This is a genomic window from Streptomyces sp. NPDC038213, assembly GCF_055600495.1.
The window spans coordinates 18,719-31,395 of sequence record NZ_JBVJYM010000027.1; the positions used below are offsets into that span (position 1 = coordinate 18,719).

General features: G+C 74.7%; 11 protein-coding genes. 7 read left to right on the forward strand and 4 right to left on the reverse strand.

The features are described 5' to 3' along the window. Positions 1-17: 17 nt before the first annotated feature. The 3 genes from ACZ7JZ_RS28045 to argF all read left to right on the forward strand — a co-directional run bounded on the left by ACZ7JZ_RS28045 (position 18) and on the right by argF (position 3,029). A complete protein-coding gene (locus tag ACZ7JZ_RS28045) occupies positions 18-521 on the forward strand; it encodes a hypothetical protein (protein WP_470943920.1) in 504 nt (167 codons plus the stop codon). Positions 522-625: 104 nt separating this feature from the next. Next, the gene (locus ACZ7JZ_RS28050; RefSeq protein ID WP_470943922.1) at positions 626-1,855 is read left to right on the forward strand and encodes an arginine deiminase; all 1,230 of its coding nucleotides are present in this window, start codon (positions 626-628) and stop codon (positions 1,853-1,855) included. A 148-nt stretch (positions 1,856-2,003) separates the two neighbouring features. Beyond that, positions 2,004-3,029 (forward strand): ornithine carbamoyltransferase, encoded by a 1,026-nt coding sequence (gene argF, locus ACZ7JZ_RS28055; RefSeq protein ID WP_470943924.1) that lies wholly within the window; start codon positions 2,004-2,006, stop codon positions 3,027-3,029. Positions 3,030-3,057: 28 nt separating this feature from the next. On the opposite strand, the gene ACZ7JZ_RS28060 is transcribed toward argF, so the two are convergent. Further along, positions 3,058-3,495, reverse strand: a complete 438-nt coding sequence (locus tag ACZ7JZ_RS28060; RefSeq protein ID WP_470943927.1) for an ATP-binding protein — start codon at positions 3,493-3,495, stop codon at positions 3,058-3,060. A 275-nt stretch (positions 3,496-3,770) separates the two neighbouring features. On the opposite strand from ACZ7JZ_RS28060, the gene ACZ7JZ_RS28065 reads away from it, so the two are divergent. Beyond that, entirely contained in the window at positions 3,771-4,598 is an 828-nt protein-coding gene (locus ACZ7JZ_RS28065) for an enoyl-CoA hydratase family protein (protein WP_470943929.1), read from the forward strand. After that, positions 4,583-6,889 carry a bifunctional salicylyl-CoA 5-hydroxylase/oxidoreductase gene (locus ACZ7JZ_RS28070; protein WP_470944062.1) on the forward strand — a complete coding sequence of 769 codons (2,307 nt, stop codon included), beginning with the start codon at positions 4,583-4,585 and terminating at the stop codon, positions 6,887-6,889. Before ACZ7JZ_RS28065 ends, ACZ7JZ_RS28070 begins: the two co-directional genes overlap by 16 nt. Positions 6,890-6,898: 9 nt before the next feature. Here the strand turns inward: ACZ7JZ_RS28070 and ACZ7JZ_RS28075 are convergent, their stop codons facing one another. Continuing rightward, on the reverse strand, positions 6,899-7,735 hold the full coding sequence (locus ACZ7JZ_RS28075; RefSeq protein ID WP_470943931.1) for a PaaX family transcriptional regulator: 837 nt from the start codon (positions 7,733-7,735) through the stop codon (positions 6,899-6,901). A gap of 4 nt (positions 7,736-7,739) precedes the next feature. Continuing rightward, positions 7,740-9,365 (reverse strand): AMP-binding protein, encoded by a 1,626-nt coding sequence (locus tag ACZ7JZ_RS28080; RefSeq protein ID WP_470943933.1) that lies wholly within the window; start codon positions 9,363-9,365, stop codon positions 7,740-7,742. A 170-nt stretch (positions 9,366-9,535) separates the two neighbouring features. Between ACZ7JZ_RS28080 and ACZ7JZ_RS28085 the strand changes: the two genes are divergently transcribed. Continuing rightward, positions 9,536-10,648 (forward strand): acyl-CoA dehydrogenase family protein, encoded by a 1,113-nt coding sequence (locus tag ACZ7JZ_RS28085; protein WP_470943934.1) that lies wholly within the window; start codon positions 9,536-9,538, stop codon positions 10,646-10,648. A 74-nt stretch (positions 10,649-10,722) separates the two neighbouring features. Then, positions 10,723-11,121, forward strand: coding sequence for a RidA family protein (locus tag ACZ7JZ_RS28090; protein WP_470943936.1), 399 nt, complete (start codon positions 10,723-10,725; stop codon positions 11,119-11,121). A gap of 69 nt (positions 11,122-11,190) precedes the next feature. On the opposite strand, the gene ACZ7JZ_RS28095 is transcribed toward ACZ7JZ_RS28090, so the two are convergent. Continuing rightward, entirely contained in the window at positions 11,191-12,630 is a 1,440-nt protein-coding gene (locus ACZ7JZ_RS28095; RefSeq protein WP_470943939.1) for an aminopeptidase P family protein, read from the reverse strand. Positions 12,631-12,677: the final 47 nt, after the last annotated feature.

The window sequence follows — 12,677 nt, forward strand, 5'->3', positions numbered from 1 at the left end:
GAAGAACGGAACGCAGAATGAAGATGACCGCACGCGGGAGCATTGCGGCGCTCATGACGTGCATGGCCACGGCGGTGGCGGCCTCCCCGGCCGCCGCCGGCGGGCACGTGCCGGTGGACGTACCCCTGGACGCGGTGGAGCCGACGCTCGGCCTGGCGGCCCCCAAGCTCACCACGGGCCTGCCCCTGCCGGTGCCGGGTGCGATCGAGGCCCCCACCTACCACCCGGGGCAGCTGCTCCCGAACCCGCTGCTGCCGGCGGTCCCGCTGCACGGGGAGCTGGCCCCCAGCCTGCTCAAGGCCCCGCTGCCCGAGCTGGAAAGCACGGGCGGCCCCGACGAGGCCGCCCTCACCTCGCCCGCCTCCGAGGTCGTGGCGCAGGGTCCGGGTGCCGTGGTCGGCGCCCCCCTGACCATGCCGCGGGCCGAGCACTGGGGCCTGCCGGAGCTGGCCGCGCCGCGCCTCGGCCTGGTCGCCCCCGCCCTGCTGGCCGACCTGGCGGGCGACGCGGGCCTGCGCTGAGGCCGGCCGCCCGCACCCGGCGGGCGGGCCGCGCACCGGGTGCCGGGGCGCGGCCCGCTGCCAAAAGCCCGTCCCCGGGCCGCCCGGTCTGCGACCGTGTACGCATGGGATTCCATGTCGATTCCGAGACCGGGCGGCTGCGCCGCGTCATCCTCCACCGGCCCGACCTGGAGCTGAAGCGGCTCACCCCGAGCAATAAGGACGCCCTCCTCTTCGACGACGTGCTCTGGGTGCGCAGGGCCCGCCAGGAGCACGACGGCTTCGCGGACGTCCTGCGCGACCGCGGGGTGGAGGTGCACCTCTTCGGCGACCTGCTGGGCGAGGCCCTGTCGATCCCGGAGGCCAGGCGCCTCGTGCTGGACCGGGTCTTCGACGAGAAGGAGTACGGTCCGCTGGCCACGGACCACCTGCGCGCGGCCTTCGAGGAGCTGCCCGCGGCCGATCTGGTCGAGGCCCTCGTCGGGGGCATGACCAAGCGCGAGTACCTGGAGCGGTTCGCCGAGCCGGTCTCCGTCCGCTTCCACGCGCTGGAGCTGGACGGCTTCCTGCTGGGCCCGCTGCCCAACCACCTGTTCACCCGCGACACCTCCGCCTGGATCTACGACGGGGTGTCCATCAACGCGATGCGCTGGCCGGCCCGGCAGCGCGAGACCGTCCACTTCGAGGCCATCTACCGCCACCACCCGCTGTTCACGGCCTCCGGCGCCTTCCACTTCTGGTCCCAGGGCCAGTCCGACTACCCCTCGACCATCGAGGGCGGCGACGTGCTCGTCATCGGCAACGGGGCCGTCCTGATCGGCATGAGCGAGCGGACCACCCCCCAGGCCGTCGAGATGCTCGCCCGGGGCCTGTTCGCGGCCGGCTCGGCCCGCACCATCGTGGCGCTGGACATGCCCAAGCGGCGGGCCTTCATGCACCTCGACACCGTGATGACGATGGTCGACGGAGATACGTTCACGCAGTACGCGGGACTGGGGATGCTGCGCTCGTACACCATCGAGCCGGGGGCGGGCGAGAGCGACCTGAAGGTCACCGACCACCCCCCGGAGCACATGCACCGGGCCATCGCCGCGGCCCTCGGGCTGGACGCGGTGAGGGTGCTGACGGCCACCCAGGACGTGCACTCCGCCGAGCGCGAGCAGTGGGACGACGGCTGCAACGTGCTCGCCGTGGAGCCGGGGGTGGTGGTGGCCTACGAGCGCAACGTCACCACCAACACGCACCTGCGCAAACAGGGCATCGAGGTGATCGAGATCCCGGGCAGCGAGCTCGGCCGGGGCCGGGGCGGTCCGCGGTGCATGAGCTGCCCGGTGGAGCGGGACGCCGTACCGTGAGGGCGGGGCGGCCGGCGGGGCCGGGAGGCGGGCCGCGGCCGGGGCGGGGAGCGCTGGACCGCGTAGTGATGCGCACCACTGTATAGAGATGCATTCACTCGTATAGACTTCCAAGGTCTTCCCGTATCCGTGACCTAGGAGCGCCCCGATGGCGACCGCCCTTGCCGGCCGCAGCCTTGCCGGCCGCAGCTTTCTGAAGGAGCTCGACTTCACCGCGGCCGAGTTCCGCGGCCTGGTCGGGCTGGCCGCCGAGCTCAAGGCGGCCAAGCGCGCGGGCACCGAGGTGCAGCGGCTGCGCGGGCGCAACATCGCCCTGGTCTTCGAGAAGACCTCCACGCGCACCCGCTGCGCCTTCGAGGTGGCCGCCGCCGACCAGGGTGCCTCGACCACCGTTCTGGACCCCTCCGGCTCCCAGATCGGGCACAAGGAGTCCGTGAAGGACACGGCCCGGGTCCTGGGCCGGATGTTCGACGCGATCCAGTACCGCGGGGACAGCCAGGACGCCGTCGAGGAGCTCGCCGCGTACGCCGGCGTGCCGGTGTACAACGGGCTCACCGACGACTGGCACCCCACCCAGATGCTCGCCGACGTGCTCACCATGACCGAGCACTGCGCCAAGCCGCTGGAGCGCACGTCCTTCGCCTACCTCGGCGACGCGCGCTTCAACATGGGCAACTCCTACCTGGTCACCGGCGCCCTGCTCGGCATGGACGTGCGGATCGCGGCGCCGCGCGCCTACTGGCCCGCCGCCTCCGTCCAGGCCCTGGCCCGGGAGGCCGCGCAGCGCAGCGGGGCCCGGATCACGCTCACGGAGAGCGTCGAGGAGGCCGTCGGCGGCGCCGACTTCGTCGCCACCGACGTCTGGGTCTCGATGGGCGAGCCCAAGGAGGTCTGGGACGAGCGGATCGCGGTCATGGCCCCGTACGCCGTCACCATGGACGTGCTGCGGGCCACGGGGAACCCGGACGTCAAGTTCCTGCACTGCCTGCCCGCCTTCCACGACCTGGGCACCGGGCTGGGCCGCGAGATCCACGAGCGGCACGGGCTGGACTCGCTGGAGGTCACGGACGAGGTGTTCGAGTCCGTGCACTCGGTCGTCTTCGACGAGGCCGAGAACCGGCTGCACACGATCAAGGCCGTACTCGTCGCCACCCTCGCGCGCGACGGCGCATAGTCATTCACCGGGCCGTCCGGCGGCCCGTTCAGCGGACCTGTGCGGGCCGTCCGCCGCCGTGCAGGGTGAACCACACGGCCTTGCCGTGGGCGGTGCGGCGGTGGCCGCAGGCGGAGCTGAGGGTGCGGATGAGCAGCAGCCCGCGGCCGTGCTCCTGCCAGGGGTCGGGCCGGGTGCCGCTGCCGGACGCGAGGTCGCCCGGCGGGCGCGGGTCCCCGTCGTGCACCTCGACCTGGCAGCCGTCGCCGGGCAGCAGCTCGACGACCAGCTCGACGGGGGCGTCGCCGGAGGCGTGCTGGACGGCGTTCGCGACCAGCTCGGCGGTCAGCAGCTCCGCCGTGTCCCCGTCGGCCGGGGCGTCCAGGTCGGCGAGGGCGGTGCGCACCAGCGCGCGGGCGACGGGTACGGCGGCGGTGGTGCGGGGCAGGGTGATCCGCCAGGAGGTGACGGTGGCGGGATCGGGCACAGCAGGACTCCTTCCGCGCTCGGGGCGGCCCGGGGGCCGGGAGCCGGGCCCTGCCGGGCTGCGACCCGGAAGGGGAACTCCTGCTTTCAACCATACGAAGTCGAAATCACGCCCTGTAGGGTCCCCCGGCGCCCGGGCAGGGGACCTCCGCCGCCCCGGGGCGGGACTTCCGCCACCTCCCGGTCGGAGACGGGAACACCGGAGGCCGGTGCCCGTTCCGACAGGCCTATCGCGTAATGATGACGACGGTCACGAGTCGGTGATACCTTCGGGGGGTGAGCCCCTTCACCGGTTCCGCGGACCGCACCCAGCGCTGGCGACACCTGCGGCTGACCACGCAGGACGGCGTCGCCACGGTCACCCTCGACCGCCCCGAGAAGCTCAACGCCCTCACCTTCGGCGCCTACGCCGACCTCCGGGACCTCCTCGCCGAACTGTCCCGCGAGCGCTCCGTGCGCGCCCTCGTCCTCGGCGGCGAGGGCCGCGGGTTCTGCTCCGGCGGGGACGTGGACGAGATCATCGGCGCCACCCTCGCCATGGACACCGCCCAACTCCTCGACTTCAACCGGATGACCGGCCAGGTGGTCCGGGCCGTCCGCGAATGCCCCTTCCCCGTGATCGCCGCCGTCCACGGGGTCGCCGCCGGCGCCGGGGCCGTCCTCGCCCTCGCCGCCGACTTCCGCATCGCCGACCCCTCCGCCCGCTTCGCCTTCCTCTTCACCCGCGTCGGCCTCTCCGGCGGGGACATGGGCGCCGCGTACCTGCTGCCCCGCGTGGTCGGGCTCGGGCACGCCACCCGGCTGCTGATGCTCGGAGAGCCCGTACGCGCCGCCGAAGCCGAGCGGATCGGCCTGCTCAGCGAGCTCACCGACGAGGGCAAGGCCCACGTCCGGGCCGCCGAACTCGCCGCGCGGCTCGCCGCCGGCCCCGCCCTCGCCTACGCGCAGACCAAGGCCCTGCTCACCGCCGAACTCGACATGCCGCTCGCCGCGGCCGTCGAACTCGACGCGGCCACGCAGGCGCTGCTCATGAACGGCGAGGACTACGCCGAGTTCCACGCGGCCTTCACGCAGAAGCGCCCGCCCGACTGGCGGGGGCGGTAGCCGTGCGCATCGCCGTCGTGGGCGGCGGACCCGGCGGGCTGTACGCGGCGGCCCTCCTCAAACGGCTCGGCCCCGACCGGGAGGTCACCGTCTGGGAGCGGGGCGCCCCCGAGGACACCTTCGGCTTCGGCGTGGTCCTCTCCGACGAGACCCTCGGAGGCATCGAAGCCGCCGACCCCGAGGTGTACGCCGCCCTGAGCCGCGAGTTCGTCCGCTGGGACGATATCGACGTGGTCCACCGCGGCCGCGTGCTCACCTCCGGGGGCCACGGCTTCGCCGCCGTCGGCCGCCGCCGGCTCCTGGAGGTCCTGCACGAGCGCTGCACCGCCCTCGGCGTCCGCATCCGCACCCGCACCGAAGCCCCCGAACCTACCGCCCTCGCCGCCGCGCACGACCTGGTGATCGCCGCCGACGGGGTGCACAGCCGCACCCGCGCCGCCTTCGCCCGCACCTTCCGCCCCGAGGTCACCACCCACCGCTGCCGCTACATCTGGCTCGCCGCCGACTTCGCCTTCGACGCATTCCGCTTCGAGACCGCCGAGACCGCGTACGGGATCATGCAGCTGCACGGCTACCCGTACGCCCGCCCCGGCGGCGAGGGGGATCCCTCCGGCTCCTCCACCGTCATCGTCGAGATGCGCGAGGAGGTCTGGCGGGCCGCCGGACTCGACCTGTGCGAAGAGCAGGAGTCCGCCCAGCGCTGCGCCAAGATCTTCAGCGAGGCCCTGCGCGGCCGCCCGCTGCGCGGCAACAACTCCGCCTGGACGGCCTTCCGCACGGTCGTCAACTCCCGCTGGTCCCACGGCAACACCGTGCTCCTCGGCGACGCCGCGCACACCGCGCACTTCTCCATCGGATCCGGCACCAAGCTCGCCGTCGAGGACGCCCTCGCCCTCGCCGCCTGCATCGGGGAGCAGCCCGACCTGCCCGCCGCCCTCGCCGCCTACGAGGCCGAGCGCAAGCCCGTCGTGGAGTCCACCCAGCGGGCCGCCGCCGCCAGCCTGCGCTGGTTCGAGGAGCTCGCCGGGTACGCCGACCAGCCCCCCCGGCAGTTCGCCTTCAACCTCCTCACCCGCAGCCGCCGCGTCACCCACGGCAACCTGCGGCTGCGCGACCCCCGCTTCACCGGCCTGGTCGAACGGGACTTCGGCTGCCCCGAGGGCACCCCGCCCATGTTCACCCCCTTCCGGCTGCGCGGACTGACCCTGCGCAACCGCGTGGTCGTCTCGCCGATGGACACCTACCAGGCCGTCGACGGGGTCCCCGGCGACTTCCACCTCGTCCACCTCGGCGCCCGCGCCCTCGGAGGGGCCGGGCTGGTCATGACCGAGATGGTCTGCGTCAGCCCCGAGGGGCGCATCACCCCCGGCTGCTCCGGGCTCTACACCGGGGAGCAGGCCGCGGCCTGGACCCGGATCGTGGACTTCGTCCACGGCTCCGCCGAAGGCACCGCCATCGGCGTCCAGTTGGGCCACTCCGGCCGCAAGGGGTCCACCCGCCGCATGTGGGAGGGCATGGACGAGCCCCTCCCCGCCGGGAACTGGCCCCTGTCCGCCGCCTCCGCCCTGCCCTACCGGCACGGGGTCAACCAGGTCCCGAAGGAGCTCACCGCCGCCGAACTGGGGCCGCTGCGCGCGCAGTTCGTCCAGTCCGCCCGGCGGGCCGCCGACTGCGGGTTCGACCTCCTCGAACTCCACTGCGCCCACGGCTACCTGCTCTCCGGCTTCCTCTCCCCGCTGACCAACCGGCGCACCGACGCGTACGGCGGCAGCCTGGAGAACCGGCTGCGCTTCCCCCTCGAAGTCTTCGACGCCGTACGGGAGGTGTGGCCGCAGGACCGTCCGATGACGGTGCGCATCTCCGCCACCGACTGGGCCGAGGGCGGCACCGGCGCCGAGGACTCCGTCGCCCTCGCACGGGCCTTCGCCGCCCACGGCGCCGACGCCGTCGACGTCTCCACCGGCCAGGTCGTCGCCGAGGAGCGCCCCGAGTACGGGCGCTCGTACCAGACCCCGTACGCCGACCGGATCCGCAACGCCGTCGGCGTGCCCGTCATCGCCGTCGGGGCCATCTCCTCCTGGGACGACGTCAACTCCCTGCTGCTGGCGGGCCGCGCCGACCTGTGCGCCCTGGGCCGCCCGCACCTGTACGACCCCCACTGGACCCTGCACGCCGCGGCGGAGCAGGACTACAAGGGCCTGGCCGCCCCCTGGCCCCCGCCCTACCGCGCCGGCTCCCGCCGCCCCCCGACCGGCCGCACGGACGCCCCGAAGCCCCGGCTCGCCCTCTGAGGGGCGGGGTCAGTCCGGTGGAGCCGCCGCCGCGAAGGCCGCCCCCGCCTCCCGCAGCCGCGCGTGCAGTCCGGCGAAGACCGCCGCCGAGCGCTCGCCCGGCCAGTCCGCGGGCAGCAGCGCCGGGGGCAGGCCGGGATCGGCGTACGGCAGCCGCCGCCAGGAGTCCAGGGCCAGCAGGTAGTCCCGGTACGCCTGCTCCGGCGCCTCCCCGGGGACGGCGGCCGGCCGGCCCGCCTGCCAGCCGCGCAGCACCGGCTCGTGCAGGTCCAGGAACTCCTCGTGCTGCTTGGCGATCGCCGCGAGGTCCCACCACCGGGACACCGCCTCCGCCGTCGGGGTGAACCCGAGGTGCGCCCCGCGGAACAGGTCCACGTACCCGCCCAGCTGGAGCCGCTCCAGCGTGTGCCGGGTCTCCTCGTACAGCGCCGCCGGGGCGATCCACACCCCGGGCGCCGCCGAGCCGAAGCCCAGCCGGGCCAGCCGCGAGCGCAGCAGGTGCCGCTTGTTCCGCTCCTGCTCGGGTACGGAGAACACCGCCAGCAGCCACTCCCCGTCCGCTCCGGCCGCCCCCGGCGCCCGGTAGATCCGCCGGTCCCCGTCGGCCAGCAGCTCGCGGGCCTCGTCCGACAGGGCGTACGCGGCGGCGCCGCCCGCGGCCCGCGCCGGCACCAGGAACCCGCGCCGCTTGAGCCGCGACACGGAGGACCGTACGGAGGGCGCGTCGACGCCGGCCGCCCCGAGCAGCCGGATCAGGGCGGCCACCGGTACGGGGCCCTGCTCCGGCCGCCCGTAGGCGCCGTAGAACGTGACGATCAGGGATCGCGGGGTGTGCTGCTCGGCCACGGGGTCACTCTAGATCGCGCAGGCGGTATCGCTGGAGTTTGCCGGTGGCCGTGCGGGGGAGGGCCGGGAGGAAGACGAAGGTGCGGGGGCACTTGTGGGGGGCCAGTTCCGCCTTCATGAAGAGGCGGAGGTCCTCCTCCGTGGCCCGTGCCCCCTCGCGCAGGACGGTGTACGCCACCACGATCTGCCCGCGGTGCTCGTCCGGGCGGCCCACCACCGCCGCCTCCGCCACCCCGGGGTGGCGCAGGAGGGCGTCCTCCACCTCGGGGCCCGCGATGTTGTAGCCGGAGGAGATGATCATGTCGTCGGCCCGGGCGACGTAGCGGAAGTACCCGTCCGGCTCGCGGACGTACGTGTCGCCGGTGACGTTCCAGCCGTGCCGGACGTACTCCCGCTGCCGGGGGTCGCCCAGGTAGCGGCAGCCCACCGGGCCGCGCACCGCCAGGAGGCCGGGCTCGCCGTCCGGGACCGGCTCGCCCGCGGCGTCCACGACCCGGGCCTGCCAGCCGGGGACCGGGCGGCCCGTGGTGCCCGGGCGGATCTCCTCGTCGGCGGCCGAGATGAAGATGTGCAGCAGCTCGGTGGCGCCGATGCCGTTGATGATCCGCAGGCCGGTGCGGGCCCGCCAGGCCTCCCAGGTGGCCGCGGGCAGGTTCTCGCCCGCCGACACGCAGCGGCGCAGCCCGCTCAGGTCGGGGGGCGGGCCGGAGCCGGCGGTGCGGTCGAGCTCGTCGAGCATCGCCCGGTACGCCGTCGGGGCCGTGAACAGCACCGACACCCGGTGCTCGGCCAGCGCGGGCAGCAGCTGCCGCGGGCCGGCCTGCTCCAGCAGCAGCGCCGAGGCCCCCGCCCGCAGCGGGAAGACCACCAGCCCGCCGAGCCCGAAGGTGAACCCGAGCGGGGGGCTGCCCGCGAACACGTCGTCGGGCCGGGGCCGCAGCACCCGCGAGGAGAAGGTGTCCGCCACGGCCAGCACGTCCCGGTGGAAGTGCATGCACCCCTTGGGCCGCCCGGTGGTCCCGGAGGTGAAGGCGATCAGCGCCACGTCGTCGGCGGAGGTCGCCACCGCGGGATAGCGGCCGCTCTTCCCGGCCGACCGCACCAGCAGGTCCCCCGGCGAGTCCCCGCCGTACGGGGTCACGCGCAGCCCCGGCACGCCCGCCCGGGTCAGGTCGTCCAGCGCGGAGACGTGGCACAGTGCGTGCGTGACCCGCGCGATCCCGCACACCGTCGCCAGCTCCTGCGCCCGCTGCTGGGCCAGTACGGTCACCGCGACGGCCCCCGCCTTCATCACCGCCAGCCAGCAGGCGGCCAGCCAGGGCCCGGTCGGCCCGCGCAGCAGCACCCGGTTGCCGGGGGCCACGCCCAGGTCCGCGGTGAGCACGTGCGCGATGCGGTCCACGCGGGCCTGCAGCTGCCCGTACGTCCACACCCCGCCGTCGGCGGTGCGGAAGGCCGGGCGGTGCGCGCCGAACCGGGCGACGGTGGCGTCCAGCAGCTCCGCCCCGCAGTTCAGCCGGTCCGGATAGGACAGTTCGGGCAGCGGGAAGATCAGCTCGGGCCACTCCTCGGCCGGCGGCAGGTGGTCGCGGGCGAAGGTGTCGGCGTGTGCGGAAGGCTTGAGCTCCAAGGCGGGTACGCCCCCTTGCGACGGTCCGGGATCCGGGAAGCTCCGGGGAACGCCGGGAATCTCCGGAAAAGCGGGGTGGGGCCGGCCGTGCGGTCGCACAAGGAGCGTATCGTGGCAGTGACGACAGTCAACAGGACGCGATAGAACTCACCCGAGTGGAAGAGGCCGCGATGCCGTTCGCCTTCGCCCTGGAGCCCGCACAGGAACAGTGGTGCGCGCAGCTGCGCACCCTCGCCGCCGAACGCCTGCGCCCGCTCGCCGACAAGGGCGAACCCGGCCGCGTCAACCGCCCCCTGCTCGCGGCCCTCGGCGAAACCGGCCTGCTGGACCGGCTGTTCACCTCCGGCGCCCTGGACCTGTGCCTGCTGCGCGAATCCCTCGCCTACGCCTGTACGGAGGCCGAGACCGCCCTCGCCCTCCAGGGCCTGGGCGCCCGCCCCGTCCTCAGCGCCGGTACGGACGCCCAGCGGGAGCGCTGGCTTCCGCAGGTGCGGGCCGGGCGGGCGGTGGCCGCCTTCGCGCTCAGCGAGCCCGGGGCCGGATCGGACGCCGCCGCGCTGGCCCTGCGGGCCGCACGGGACGGCGCCGGCTGGCGGCTGACGGGGGAGAAGCGCTGGATCTCCAACGCCCCCGAGGCCGACTTCTACACCGTCTTCGCCCGCACGGACGAGGCCGCCGGGGCCCGCGGGGTCACCGCCTTCCTGGTTCCGGCGGACCGCCCCGGGCTGGCCGGGGAGCCCCTGGAGATGCTCTCCCCGCACCCCATCGGCGCCCTGTCCTTCGACGGGGTGCCGGTGGGTCCGCAGGACCTGCTGGGGGAACCGGGCCGGGGCTTCCGCGTGGCCATGGACACCCTCAACCTCTTCCGCCCCAGCGTCGGGGCCTTCGCCGTGGGCATGGCGCAGGCGGCCCTCGACGCCACCGTCCGGCACACGGCGGACCGGACCGCCTTCGGCGGGGTGCTCGGCGACCTCCAGGCGGTGGCCCACCGGGTGGCGGAGATGGCCACCCGCACCGAGGCCGCCCGGCTGCTCGTGTACGCGGCGGCGGGGGCGTACGACGGCGGGGCGGCGGACGTCCCGCGGCGGGTGGCGATGGCGAAGCTGCTGGCCACGGAGACCGCGCAGTACGTGGTCGACCACGCCGTACAGCTGCACGGCGCCCGGGCCCTCCAGCGCGGCCACCTGCTCGAACACCTCTACCGCGAGGTGCGGGCCCCGCGGATCTACGAGGGGGCCAGCGAGGTGCAGCGGACGATCATCGCGCGCGAGCTGTACCGCTGACCGGACGCGCCCGCACCCGGGTGCCCCGCCCGCGCCCGTACGACGCCCCGACCGACCCGCAAGGAGCCGTACCGATGAGCCTGGAACGGATCAACCCGCCCGAACTCTCCCCGCCCACCGGCTTCTCGCACGCCGTCTGCGCCACCGGCAGCCGCCTGGTGCTGCTGGCCGGGCAGACCGCGCTGGACCCCGCCGGCAAGCTGGTGGGGGAGACCCTCCCCGAGCAGTTCGAGACCGCGCTCGGCAACCTCCTGGCCGCCCTGGCGGCGGCGGGCGGCACCCCGGCCGCCCTGGCCCGGGTCACCGTGTACGCCACCGACGTGGCCGCGTACCGCGCCCATGCGCCCGAACTGGGCCGGATCTGGCGGCGGCTGGCGGGCCGGGACTACCCGGCGATGGCCGTGATCGGCGCCACCCGGCTGTGGGACGAGCAGGCGGTGGTGGAGCTGGACGGGATCGCCGTACTGGACTGACGGCGGGCAGGGGAGGGCAGGGGGCGGGGCGGGGAGCGGCGGCCCCCCGGCCGTCGCTCCCCGCCCGGCTCAGCCCTCCAGCAGGGTCCCCATCCACTCCTCGATGCCCGCCACCGTGCGCGGCAGCGCGCCGGACATCAGGCGCGCCCCGTCCGCGGTGATCACGAGGTCGTCCTCGATGCGGACGCCGATGCCGCGCAGGGCGGCGGGGAGGGTCTCGTCGTCGGGCTGGAGGTACAGGCCCGGTTCGACCGTGAGGACCTGGCCCTCCTCCAGCACCCCGTCCAGGTACGTCTCGGCGCGCGCCTTCGCGCAGTCGTGGACGTCGAGTCCGAGCATGTGGCCGCTGCTGCACAGGGTGTAGCGGCGGTACAGGTCGCCCCCGGCGTCCTTCAGCACGCCCCACTCGGCCAGCCCGTCGGCGATCACGCGCATGCCCGCCCGGTGGAAGTCGCGGAAGCTCGCGCCGGGGCGCAGGGCCGCGATGCCGGCCTCCTGCGCGGCCAGGACCAGTTCGTACACCTGCCGCTGGACGGGGGAGAAGCGGCCCGACAGGGGCAGGGTGCGGGTGATGTCGGCGGTGTAGAGGGTGTCGGTCTCCACGCCCGCGTCGAGCAGCAGCAGTTCGCCGCGGTCCAGCGGGCCGTCGTTGCGGATCCAGTGCAGGACGCAGGCGTGGGCGCCGGAGGCGGCGATGGTGTCGTACCCGGTGCCGTTGCCCTCCGCGCGGGCGCGCAGTCCGAAGACCCCCTCGATCCAGCGCTCCCCGCGCCCGTGCGCGAGGGCCGCGGGCAGGGCGCGTACGACGTCCTCGAAGCCCGCGGCGGTGTGGTCCACGGCCAGTTGCAGCTGGCCGACCTCCCAGGCGTCCTTGACCAGGCGCAGTTCGGAGAGGGCGGCGTCCAGCCCGGGGTCGGTGCCGGCGGTGCGGCCGGGCTGGGCACCGGGGTCGCCGAGCCGGTCGAGGTGCTCGCAGCGGATGCCGGTCAGCCGCTCGGCCTCGGCGAGGTCGGGGCGGCGGCCCACCCAGAACTCGCCGTAGCGGCGGTCGCGGTAGAACTCCTCGTTCCCGCCCGTGCGCGGGGAGCGGGGGCGCAGGTAGAGGACGGCCTCGTGCCCGTGCGGCCCGGCGGGCTCCAGGACGAGCACGTGCCCGACCTGGTCCTCGCCGGTCAGCCCGGTGAGCCAGGCGTACGCGCTGTGCGGGCGGAAGCGGTGGTCGCAGTCGTTCGAGCGGACCTTCAACTCCCCGGCCGGGACGATCAGCCGCTCCCCGGGGAAGCGCCGGGAGAGCCGGGTGCGGCGGGCGGGGGTGACACCGCGTGCGGCGGTGCGGGCGTCGCCGGGCAGCGGGGAGGCGGCCCAGCCGGTGGCCATGAACGCCGACAACTCGGGTGATACGGGCAGATCGTGACTGCCTATGGTGAGCCGGGACGGATGGTCGGTCACGAGGACCCTCTCAGTGACGGCGCCAGGTGGCGGAATGTGAAGCTCCGGAAAACGGGGCATGCACAGGGCTTGTCAGTGCAATTTCACATTACTATGTTACAGCTCAC